Raw genomic sequence first — 10,436 nt, forward strand, 5'->3', positions numbered from 1 at the left:
GGGGCCGATGGTGCCGCCGACGGCGCCGCCGCCGGCGCGGAGGGCTCGGCGGCCTTGCGGGCCTCGTTCCCGCCGTCCGAACCCGTCCCGCCGATCGCGAACAGGGCGATGCCCGCCGCGAGGACGACGGCCGCGCCGCCGCCGATCAGCAGCGTGCGGCGCTTGGTCCCGCCGCCGCTCCCGCCGCCCTGGCCCTTCGGCGCCTTTCCGGGCGGCGGCGGGGTGTCGAGCGGGACGCCGCCCTCGGCGTGGTAGACGGGCGTGATCACCGGGGCCTGGCCGGCGCCGACCGCGGCGGCGTCCGCCGGGCCGGTGTTCGGGAACGGTCCGCTGCCGGTCGGCGGCACGACGCCGCGCGGCAGGATCGCGTCGGGCACCAGCACGGCCGTCTGCGCGGCCGCGTTCTCGGCCTCCTTCGCCTTCTCGAAGGCGGAGAGCGATGCGGGACCGTCCTCCGCGGCCTCGTTCACGACGGAGTTGTCCACGGTGGTCTCGTCCTCTGGGTTCTCGGCCTCGGGGGCGGCGCCCTCCGGGCGGACGGCCTGGAAGCCGTCGGGATCGGTGTCGCCCGCCGAGATCGGGGGCTTGACGATGGGCTCGGCCGGAACGGCCCGGCGGGAGTCGACGGCCGGGACCCCCGGGCCGGCGACGAGCGTCCCGGGCGGCGGCGCCGCGACCGGCGCGGTCTCCTCCGGGGCCTCGGGTTCGGCGGCCGGAACGTCCCGGCCGGCCTCGGGCCGCGCCGCGGCCGGTACCGGTTCGCCGGCGGGCGGGGCGGTGCCGGCGGACTCGGCGGCCCACCAGGGAGCTTCCAGGCCGAACGCGGGCAGCCGGAAGGAGGCGGCCTCGGCGGCCGACTCGGCGGGGGGCTCGGCGGCCGATTCGGCGGCGGGGCCCGCGGCGGGCTCGGCCGGGGACTCGGCCGCCCCGGCGGTCCCGTCGGCGGTCTCGCCCGCCGGGGGAGCCGCGCCGCCGAAGCTGGGCGGCGCCGGGTCGGCGGGGACGCCTGACGTCCCCGCCGGCTCGGCGGTCTCCCGGGTGTCTCTAGGTCCAGACATAAGCAGTGAGGGTATTCGGAGGGGTCACTTTTGGAGGGGCTTGCCTTCGGTTTCCCGGTAGTGCAGGGCGAGGGCGAGGTTGCTGCCCTTGACCATCTGCGCGCCGAAGACTCGGACGGCCGCATGGTACTTGCTCGCGATCTTCTTGCCGTCCGGGCGTTGCACCCACGTCATGATGACGTAGTGGCCGCGCGCCTGCGAGGTGCCGAACGCCTCGCCCTTGCCGTTGTTCTTGGTGACGCCCTTGCCCGGCAGGGCCTGCAGGAAGGCGTCCTTGGCGGCGGCGGCCTTCACGGCCGTCTTGGCGGCGGCCTCGGTCTCGAGGTTGAACACGCCGACGGTGCCGATGAGCGAGCCGGTGGAGAGCGCGTAGGTGGCGCGCATCGCCTGCGTGCAGCCGCCCTTCTTCAGTGCCTTCTCCAGGGCGGTGCCGCCGACGACGGCGGTGCAGCTCCGCTTGCCGTTCGCGGCCGTCCGGACGTACTTGTGGCCGTCCGCCGTGAACTTCCCGTTGCCGAAGACCTCCTTGAGCGTCAGCGGCTTCGGGTCGGTGGTGCGGCTCTGCAGCTTCACCGGTGCGAGGACGGGCTGCGTCGGGCTCGGCGTCGGCTGCGCCTGCTCGGACGCGGCCTGCGTCGGCGCCGGGGCCGGCTTGGAGTCGTCCTTCAGCAGCGACGACAATCCGACGCCGCCGCCGATGAGCAGGATGCCGGCGACCGCCGAGCCGCCGATGATCAGCGGCAGGTTGCGACGCCGCTCGGGCGGCGTCGGCCCACCGGCCGGCGCGCCCGCGGGCAAGCCGTGGGACTCGGCGCCGTACGCGTCGCCGGCGACGGGCTCGTCGCCCCGGGCCGCGGTGGGCCGCTCGTCCCAGCCGCCGGCGTTGTCGCCCCATGCGGCGGGACCGTCGTGCCCCGCGTCGCGCGGAGCGAACGGGGACTCGTCGTTGTCACGGCCGTACGGCGGCGCTGCGGCTCCGGGTCCGTACGGCCCGGGCGGCGGCTGCCGTGGGGGCCAGTCGCCGGGTTTGCCTTGATCGCCCGGATAACCCATGCGTTGGACTGTACCGTCCCGCATCCGAGCACGGGCCCCGGTCAATTCCAGCCGAAGTCCTGCGTCCAGAGCGGGCCGCCGGATCCCGAGGCCATGCCGACGCCGATGGCGCGGAGGCCGCAGTTCAGGATGTTGGCGCGGTGGCCGGGGCTGTTCATCCAGCCCTTCACCACGGCCGCGGCGGTCGGGTAGCCCTTGGCGATGTTCTCCGCGCCGGGGCTCGTGTAGCCGGCGTCCTCCATCCGCTTCCACGGGCTGTCGCCGTTGCGGGACGTGTGGTCGAAGTAGTTGTTGGCCGCCATGTCCGCGGAGTGCTCGCGGGCCGCGACGACGAGGCGCGAGTCGATGCGCAGCGGCTTGCAGCCCTGCTTGGCGCGCTCGGCGTTGGTGAGCGACACGACGGTGGTCTCGGCACCCGACGAGCCGCTGCTCCCGCCCGTCGTGGTCCCGCCTCCGCCGGTCGACGGCGGGGCGTCCGGCGCGGACGTCTTCGTGGACTTCGACGGCGCGGGCGACGCGCTCTTGCGCGGATGGATCGGCTTCAGCGGCGGGGTCTGCTCCGCCGTGGGCGCGGACGAGGCGCTGGGCGAACCGGTCGGGGCGTCCGCGGGCGTCCCGGACTCCGCGCCCGCCTCGGCCGGTGCCTCGCTCTGCGGTCCCGGCGGGATCACGGCGGACGGGCCGTCCTCGGGCCCGGCCGCGGCGGTGTTCTCCGAGCGCAGCCCGGGCAGCACGAGCCGGTCGATCGCGACGCCGATGCCGATGGCGAGGCCGGACGCGGTGACGACCACGACCAGCCCGGTCGCGCTCTTCATCCGGGACTTCTTGCGTCCCCCGCCCTGGGGGCGGCCGCCGCGCGGGGGGCCGGCGTCCGGGCGGTGTCCGCCGTGCGACGGCCCCGGACGGGACGCGCCGCGCCGCGGGCCGCCGGCGACGAGTTCGTCGCGGTAGGGGCCGGCATGGGGGCGGGGCATGGCGCCGCTGCGCCCGTCGGGCCTGGGCTGGCGGCCTCCGGCGGGATCGCCGGGTCTGCGGGGAGTGGACAGCGGGGGCTCCCGGGTACGGGCCGGCGCGAGCCGGCGTGGACTCGGTCGCCCGGCACAATATCCCTATATGCACCCCGAGTTACGAGAATTGCTCAAGAAACCTCACAATAACTACACACCGTCATGTGAGTGACGCTCACCGTCCCGGGTGTCCGCAGCGGGCGCGCGGCCGCTCGTCCGCCGCGCGTCCAGCGGTGCGCCGGCCTGCGGCGCCGCGTCTACCATGGGGTTTCGGCGGCGTTCCAGGTGTCGGACGAGTTGCGCAATCTCTCTGCGCTTCGTATCCTGCGTATTTGTTGTGTGTCTTGACGCGTGCCCCGATGCGGGTGGGCGGTCACACGACGATGTGCCGGGGTGTTTCCAGCATGTGCGTCCTCTGCGGCTCGTGTGTGGGCCCCGGTCTCCCGGAGCGCCAGGTCGGATGATCCTCTGATCGGCGCAAGCAGGATTTCCGCTGACGCTCGTCCCACGTGGGCGGGCGAGGATCGAAACCGCTGAAAGTCGACGAGAAACGAAGGCTGACGACCGTGCGCACGTACACCCCTAAGCCCGCTGACGTCCAGCGTCAGTGGTACGTCATCGACGCGACCGATGTCGTGCTGGGCCGTCTCGCCAGTCAGGTCGCGCAGCTGCTTCGTGGCAAGCACAAGCCGATCTACGCGCCGCACCTCGACACCGGTGACTTCGTCGTCATCGTGAACGCCGACAAGGTGTCGCTGTCGGGCAACAAGGCGGAGCGCAAGAAGGCCTACCGGCACTCCGGTTACCCGGGCGGCCTCCGCTCGGTGACCTACACCGAGCTGCTGGCGAAGAACCCCGAGCGGGCGGTCGAGAAGGCGATCAAGGGCATGCTGCCCAAGAACTCCCTCGGCCGGAAGATGTTCGGCAAGGTGAAGGTCTACGCCGGGCCGGACCACCCGCACCAGGCGCAGAAGCCGGTCCCGTTCGAGATCACCCAGATCAGCCAGATCGCGAAGTGACACCCGCGCCCGCGGGCGCGGCACGAGACACGAGGCCGCCGGGGCACCCGTCGAGACGGGTCGGCCGCCCTGGCTAGAACACCCTGAGGAGAACCGTGGACGACACCACCGGCGCCGAGAGCGTCGAGCTCGACTCCTACGAGGACGCTCCGTCCGAGTACAGCACCGAGACCCCCGAGGCCGCCGGCGAGAGCTACCTCGGCCAGCCGGTCGCGACCGGCCCGGCCGCCGGCACCGGCCGCCGCAAGCAGGCCATCGCGCGGGTCCGCATCGTCCCCGGCAGCGGCCAGTGGAAGATCAACGGCCGCACCCTGGACCAGTACTTCCCGAACAAGGTGCACCAGCAGATCGTGAACGAGCCGTTCGTGCTGCTGGGCCTGGAGGGGCAGTTCGACGTGCTCGCGCGCGTCAACGGCGGCGGCACCACCGGCCAGGCCGGTGCGCTGCGCCTCGGCATCTCCCGCGCGCTGCAGTTCGCGAACATCGAGCACCGCCCGGCGCTGAAGAAGGCCGGCTTCCTCACCCGCGACGCCCGGGTGCCGGAGCGCAAGAAGGCCGGTCTCAAGAAGGCCCGCAAGGCTCCGCAGTACAGCAAGCGTTGATCGACGGTACGAGCCGTCGCACCCCGTGGCCTCCACGCGGCCGTTCCGCGTGGGCGGCGCGGCGGGTGCGGCGGCTCGTCCGCTTTCCGGGGTCATCCAGCCTCATCGGGAGTTGAACTGTGGCTCGTCTGTTCGGGACCGACGGCGTGCGCGGGCTCGCCAACCGCGACCTGACCGCCCCGCTCGCCATGGACCTGTCCGTCGCCGCGGCGCGGGTGCTCGGCGAGGAGGGCGAGTTCAAAGGCCATCGTCCGCTCGCCGTGGTCGGACGCGACCCGCGGGCCTCCGGTGAGTTCCTGGAGGCCGCCGTCGTGGCGGGCCTCGCCAGCTCCGGGGTGGACGTGCTGCGCCTCGGCGTCCTGCCGACCCCGGCGGTGGCGCACCTGACCCACGCGCTGGACGCCGACCTCGGCGTGATGCTGTCGGCGTCGCACAATCCGGCCCCCGACAACGGCATCAAGTTCTTCGACCGCAGCGGCTACAAGCTGCCGGACGAGATCGAGGACCGGATCGAGGCGCGGCTCGGCGAGGCGTGGGACCCGCCGACCGGCGCCGCCGTCGGCCGCGTCCGGGACGCGCACGGCGCCGTCGAGCAGTACGTCGCGCACCTGGTGTCCACGGTCACCGTGTCGCTGGACGGCCTGCGCGTCGTGGTCGACTGCGCGAACGGCGCGTCCTGCGACGTCGCGCCGGAGGCCCTGCGCCGCGCCGGCGCCGAGGTCTTCACGATCGGGGCGGCGCCGGACGGCCTGAACATCAACTCGGGCTGCGGCTCCACGCACCTGGAGGCGCTGCGGCGGGCCGTCCGGGAGCACGGCGCGGACGTGGGCATCGCCAACGATGGCGACGCCGACCGCTGCCTGGCCGTTACCGCGTCCGGCGAGGTCGTGGACGGCGACCAGATCATGGCGATCCTCGCCCTCGACCTGCGGGAGGCGGGCGCGCTGCCGTCCGACACCGTCGTCGCGACCGTCATGTCGAACCTCGGCTTCAAGCTCGCGATGCGGGAGGCCGGGATCACCGTGGTCGAGACCGCGGTCGGCGACCGGTACGTCCTGGAGGCGATGAAGGCCGGCGGCTTCGGGTTCGGCGGCGAGCAGTCCGGCCACGTCATCATGCTCGACCACGCGACGACCGGCGACGGCGTCCTGACCGGCCTGCACCTGGTGGCCGCGATGGTCCGCCGGGGCCGTCCGCTGGACGAGCTGACCAAGGTGATGACGCGGCTGCCGCAGGTGCTCATCAACGTCAAGGACGTCGACAAGACCCGGGCGAAGACGTCCGCGGAGCTGGCCGAGGCCGTCGCCGCCGCCGAGGCCGGCCTCGGCGAGACGGGCCGCGTCCTCATCCGGCCGAGCGGCACCGAGCCGATGGTCCGCGTGATGGTCGAGGCGGCCTCGGAGGAGCAGGCCCAGTCCGTCGCCGAGCACCTCGCCGGAGTGGTGAAGACCGCTCTCGGCTGAGGCCCGCCGAGCCTAGCGCTCGTCGATCTCCAGCCGTCCCACCTTGAGGTGCCTGATCTCGACGGTCCCGGCCTCGAGGTGGGCGATGACGGCGCGCTTCACGACGAGCTTGCCGATCGCGACGGCGCCGATCGCCAGCGCGCCGAGCGCCATCGAGCCCACCGCCAGCGAACCGAGCCCGTTCCCGAGCCGGACGGTGAGCCCGGTCGCGGACGCGCCGGTCACCTCCGCCCCGGTCGCGCGGGCGCCGACGCCCCGTTCCGTCCGGACCTTCGGCCGCTCGTCGGGCGTGCCCTGCTCGTCCACGTCATCGCTCATCGGACGAGCATATGCGGCCGCGAGGCGGCCCCGCCGCCGGACGCGGGCACCGTGCCGCCGGACGCGGGCGCGGTGGTCAGCCGCCGCACAGGTCGAGCATGATCTTCTTGTCGGCACTGGTGACGGGCAGGTCGTACTTCAGTGCCACCTGCGCGAAGCGGACGCTGTAGGAGCAGCGGATGCGCTTGTTCGGCGGCAGCCACGACGCCGGCCCGGAGTCGCCCTTGGCGCCGTTGAGCGGCCCGTCCACCGGGATGAGGTTCAGCGGGTCGTTGGCGAGGGATTCGCGCTTGCCCTTCGTCCAGCGCGACGAGCCCATCTGCCAGCTGTACGACAGCGGGATCACGTGGTCGATCTGCACGGCGGTCGCGTGCGTCTTCTTCCAGTCGATCGTCTTGCCGGAGTACGGGTCGTGCAGCGTGAGTGAGACGACCACGCAATTGGACCCGGACCGGTAGCGGACGTCCTCGCCGTCGCGCTTCAGCAGGTCGTTGCGGGTGTCGCAGCCGTTGCGCGCGAACGGGACGTCCGGAGCGTTGTCCTTCCACGCGTAGCCGAACTTGTCGCGGTCGTAGCCGGTCTTCGGGCCGCGTCCCTTGGTGGCGACCTTCTCTACGAGCGTGCGCGCCTCGTCCCGGTCGCCGCCGGAGGTGATGGCGGCCAGGCCGGGCTTGGTGCCGTCGGGGTTGTCGAGCGGGCTGGCCGCGTCACCGTCGCTCTGGCCGGACGTCGTGCCGCCTGGCGAGGCGGACGGGTCGCCGATGCTCAGGTTTCCCTCGCAGCCCGACACCGCCAGCGGCACGGCGAGCGCGACCGCCGCCGCGGCCAGCAGCCTCCTGCCCGGTTCACGCCGATGGCCGGGGTCGTGCCGAGTCTGGGCGCGTCGCGTCATGCCGTCACCGTCCTGGGGGGTCGTTTTTCGTCATATTTCACCAAGAGGCATGCAAATAGTCGATCAAACCGCATGTCCTGACGTCCCGGTCACACGACCCCTCCGTTTACGGCACGATTGCCCAGTGCTTCATCTGAGAGCGATCGTCCCGGCGGACCGGACCGACGCGGTCTGCACGGCACTGGCCGACTGCGCGGGCGCCACCAACATCGTGGTGATCGACGGCGCCGCCCGGTCCCCGCGCGGCGACCTCGTGACCGCCGATGTCGCCCGCGAGTCCGCCAACGAGGTGCTGGACGCGCTGCGCGCCCTGGGCGTCCACCGGGACGGCTCCATCGCGCTCGACAAGGTCGACCTGACGCTCTCGGAGACCGCCGAGGAGGCCAAGGAGCGGGCGCCCGGGCACGGCGACGACGCCGTCGTCTGGGACGAGCTCGACCGCAGCGTCAGCGAAGGTACGGCGCTGACCTGGTCGTTCATCGCGTTCCTGGCGCTGGCCACGCAGCTGGCCGGGATCGCCGCGCTGATCGACTCTCCGGTGCTGGTGGTCGGCGCGATGGTCCTCGGCCCGGAGTTCGGCGCGGTCGCGGCGATCTGCTACGGGCTCGTCCGGTGGCAGCCGGCGCGCATCGCGCAGGCGGTACGGGCGCTGGTCGTCGGATTCGCCGTCGCGATCGCGATCACCTACGTGTGCGCGCTGGTCAGCCGGTGGACCGGGGTGATCGAACTGGACCGGCTGCCCGCCGAGCGCCCGCTCACCGCGTTCATCTACAGCCCGGACCGCTGGTCGTTCATCGTCGCGCTGCTCGCCGGCGGCGCCGGGGTGCTGTCGCTCACCGCGGGCAAGTCGTCGGCGCTGGTCGGGGTGTTCATCTCGGTCACCACCGTGCCCGCCGCCGGGAACCTCGCGGTGGCGATGGCGCTCAAGCACGGCAGCGAGATCGCCGGCTCGCTGCTGCAACTCGCCGTCAACTTCACCGGGATGATCATCGCGGGGGCGCTGACGCTGCTCGTCCAGAAGGCGCTGTGGGGGATCGTCCTCCGGCAGGGGCGACGTCCGGCGGTCGGACGTCGTACTTAGGTCGCGGCAAGACCAGACGAAAGGCTGCCCCGCATAGCACTTGAGGGGGACGTGCCGTCCGGCGGGGGCCGCTAGGTTCGGACCATGCCGATAATCGCCACCCAGGGCCTGACGATGAGGTTCCCCCGGGTGACCGCCTTGGACGACCTGAACGTGGCCGTCGAACCGGGCGTCGTCGGGCTGGTCGGAGCCAACGGGGCCGGCAAGTCGACGCTCATCAAGATCCTGCTCGGGCTGCTGCCGCCGACGTCCGGCACCGCGACCGTGCTGGGGCTCGACATCGCGCGCGAGGGCCTGCGGATCCGGGAGAGCGTCGGATTCATGCCCGAGTACGACTGCCTGCCGCCGGACGTGTCCGCGACCGAGTTCGTCGTGCACATGGCCCGCATGTGCGGGCTCCCCCCGACCGCCGCCCGCGAGCGCGCCGCCGACACGCTCCGGCACGTCGGCCTGTACGAGGAGCGCTACCGTCCGATCGGCGGCTACTCGACCGGGATGCGCCAGCGGGTGAAGCTCGCGCAGGCCCTCGTCCACGACCCGAAGCTCGTGTTCCTGGACGAGCCGACCAACGGCCTCGACCCGGCCGGACGCGACGAGATGCTCGACCTGATCCGCCGCATCGGCGCCGAGTTCGGGATCAGCGTCCTCGTCACCTCCCACCTGCTCGGCGAGCTGGAGCGGGTCTGCGACCACGTGGTCATCATCGACGGCGGGAAGCTGCTGAGGTCCCAGGCCGTCGAGGCGTACACCGCCGCGAGCGGCGTGCTGACCGTCGAGGTCGACGAGGGGCGGGACGTGCTCGGGCAGCACCTCTTCGACCAGGGCGTGTCCGTCCGCCCCGAGGGCCGGTTCCTCATCGTCGACATCGCCGGCGAGACGACCTACGACCTGATCCGCGACGGCGTCGCGGGCCTCGGGTTGCGGCTCATCCGGATGGAGCAGCGCCGCCACCACATCGAGGAGGTCTTCCAGACCGGGCCGCCCGCGCCGCCGGCCCCCGCCGGAACCGTCCAGCAGGGAGCGCCGCGATGAGCACCAGCACCATCCACGACATCGGCTACCGCCACTACGACGGGCGCCGCAACGGCCGCGCGTACGTGCTGCGGTCGCTGTACGTGCACAACTTGCGCGCCGCCTTCGGGCTCGGGCGCCCCGCCCGCGCCAAGATCATGCCGTTCCTGCTGGCGGCGATCATGCTGCTGCCGGCCGCCGGGTCGGTCGCGGCGTTCGCGTTCAGCAAGCAGCCGGACGCGCTGTTCCGCTACGCGTCCTACGCGAACATCATGCAGGTCATCGTGGCGATCTTCCTGGCCACCCAGGCGCCGGTGCTGGCCTCGCGGGAGGTGCGCTTCCACGTCATCCCGCTGTACTTCTCCCGCCCGGTCGGCCATCTCGACTTCGTCCTGGCGAAGGGCGCCGCGCTGACGACCGCGCTGTTCGCGCTGATGGCGGTGCCCGTCACCGTCCTGTACGTCGGCGGCCTGATCACCAAGATGCCCGATTCGGGCGAGCAGCTGCTGAAGTACCTCGGCGCCCTGGTCGGCTGCGTCCTGTACGCGCTCGTGCTCGCCGCGATCGGGATGGTGGTCGCGGCGTTCACCCCGCGCCGCGGCTTCGGCGTCGCCGCGGTCATCGCCGTCTACATGGTCAGCGCGGCGTTCGTCGGCGCCGTGCAGGGCATCGCCGAGGCGCAGACCAACTTCACCCTGCAGGGCTGGATCGGGCTGGCGACGCCGTTCAACCTGGTGGACATCGTCCAGGTCCGGCTGCTCGGCGCGCAGTCGTCCTCGCCCGGCATCGCACCCGGCATCACCGGCGGCGCGGTCGCGCTCGCGCTGTGCGCGGTCCTCATCGTCGGCTCGATCGCGGTCCTGTACCGCCGGTTCCGGAAGGCGGGGCTCTCATGAGTGAGCGAAGCGAGACGGGGGGTGTGGGGGGTCGTC

The 10,436-nt window shown here is 72.8% G+C and carries 10 protein-coding genes and 1 pseudogene; 6 read left to right on the forward strand and 5 right to left on the reverse strand.

What is annotated here, in order from left to right; all coding sequences use genetic code 11:
- The 3 genes and pseudogenes from E1284_RS33765 to E1284_RS33775 all read right to left on the reverse strand — a co-directional run.
- Window positions 1-1,058, reverse strand: a pseudogene (locus tag E1284_RS33765) (hypothetical protein); the annotation flags it as partial.
- 24 nt (window positions 1,059-1,082) lie between these two features.
- The gene (locus E1284_RS33770; protein ID WP_131944224.1) at window positions 1,083-2,111 is read right to left on the reverse strand and encodes a hypothetical protein; all 1,029 of its coding nucleotides are present in this window, start codon (window positions 2,109-2,111) and stop codon (window positions 1,083-1,085) included.
- A gap of 41 nt (window positions 2,112-2,152) precedes the next feature.
- Complete coding sequence (locus E1284_RS33775) at window positions 2,153-3,085, reverse strand: CAP domain-containing protein (protein ID WP_131944225.1); 933 nt, start codon at window positions 3,083-3,085, stop codon at window positions 2,153-2,155.
- Window positions 3,086-3,684: 599 nt separating this feature from the next.
- On the opposite strand from E1284_RS33775, the gene rplM reads away from it, so the two are divergent.
- The 3 genes from rplM (at window position 3,685) to glmM (ending at window position 6,202) form a co-directional block, all read left to right on the forward strand.
- A complete protein-coding gene (rplM, locus tag E1284_RS33780; protein ID WP_131944226.1) occupies window positions 3,685-4,137 on the forward strand; it encodes a 50S ribosomal protein L13 in 453 nt (150 codons plus the stop codon).
- A gap of 95 nt (window positions 4,138-4,232) precedes the next feature.
- Window positions 4,233-4,739 carry a 30S ribosomal protein S9 gene (gene rpsI / locus E1284_RS33785; RefSeq protein WP_131944227.1) on the forward strand — a complete coding sequence of 169 codons (507 nt, stop codon included), beginning with the start codon at window positions 4,233-4,235 and terminating at the stop codon, window positions 4,737-4,739.
- A 119-nt stretch (window positions 4,740-4,858) separates the two neighbouring features.
- Window positions 4,859-6,202, forward strand: coding sequence for a phosphoglucosamine mutase (gene glmM, locus E1284_RS33790; RefSeq protein ID WP_131944228.1), 1,344 nt, complete (start codon window positions 4,859-4,861; stop codon window positions 6,200-6,202).
- A gap of 12 nt (window positions 6,203-6,214) precedes the next feature.
- On the opposite strand, the gene E1284_RS33795 is transcribed toward glmM, so the two are convergent.
- Window positions 6,215-6,520 (reverse strand): hypothetical protein, encoded by a 306-nt coding sequence (locus E1284_RS33795; protein ID WP_131944229.1) that lies wholly within the window; start codon window positions 6,518-6,520, stop codon window positions 6,215-6,217.
- 76 nt (window positions 6,521-6,596) lie between these two features.
- Window positions 6,597-7,412, reverse strand: a complete 816-nt coding sequence (locus E1284_RS33800; RefSeq protein ID WP_131944230.1) for an HNH endonuclease family protein — start codon at window positions 7,410-7,412, stop codon at window positions 6,597-6,599.
- Window positions 7,413-7,536: 124 nt separating this feature from the next.
- Between E1284_RS33800 and E1284_RS33805 the strand changes: the two genes are divergently transcribed.
- From E1284_RS33805 to E1284_RS33815, 3 genes are all read left to right on the forward strand, one after another.
- Window positions 7,537-8,493 (forward strand): DUF389 domain-containing protein, encoded by a 957-nt coding sequence (locus E1284_RS33805; protein WP_131944231.1) that lies wholly within the window; start codon window positions 7,537-7,539, stop codon window positions 8,491-8,493.
- A gap of 84 nt (window positions 8,494-8,577) precedes the next feature.
- Complete coding sequence (locus E1284_RS33810) at window positions 8,578-9,525, forward strand: ABC transporter ATP-binding protein (RefSeq protein ID WP_131944232.1); 948 nt, start codon at window positions 8,578-8,580, stop codon at window positions 9,523-9,525.
- A complete protein-coding gene (locus E1284_RS33815) occupies window positions 9,522-10,400 on the forward strand; it encodes an ABC transporter permease (RefSeq protein WP_131944233.1) in 879 nt (292 codons plus the stop codon). Before E1284_RS33810 ends, E1284_RS33815 begins: the two co-directional genes overlap by 4 nt.
- Window positions 10,401-10,436: the final 36 nt, after the last annotated feature.

Source organism: Actinomadura bangladeshensis, assembly GCF_004348335.1.
Lineage (GTDB): Bacteria > Actinomycetota > Actinomycetes > Streptosporangiales > Streptosporangiaceae > Spirillospora > Spirillospora bangladeshensis.

Coding starts and splice junctions, on each gene's coding strand:
- E1284_RS33795 (WP_131944229.1), bottom strand. CDS start 6,520: ATGAGCGATGACGTGGACGAGCAGGGCACGCCCGACGAGCGGCCGAAG.
- E1284_RS33815 (WP_131944233.1), top strand. CDS start 9,522: ATGAGCACCAGCACCATCCACGACATCGGCTACCGCCACTACGACGGG.
- E1284_RS33775 (WP_131944225.1), bottom strand. CDS start 3,085: ATGCCCCGCCCCCATGCCGGCCCCTACCGCGACGAACTCGTCGCCGGC.
- E1284_RS33770 (WP_131944224.1), bottom strand. CDS start 2,111: ATGGGTTATCCGGGCGATCAAGGCAAACCCGGCGACTGGCCCCCACGG.
- E1284_RS33810 (WP_131944232.1), top strand. CDS start 8,578: ATGCCGATAATCGCCACCCAGGGCCTGACGATGAGGTTCCCCCGGGTG.
- E1284_RS33800 (WP_131944230.1), bottom strand. CDS start 7,412: ATGACGCGACGCGCCCAGACTCGGCACGACCCCGGCCATCGGCGTGAA.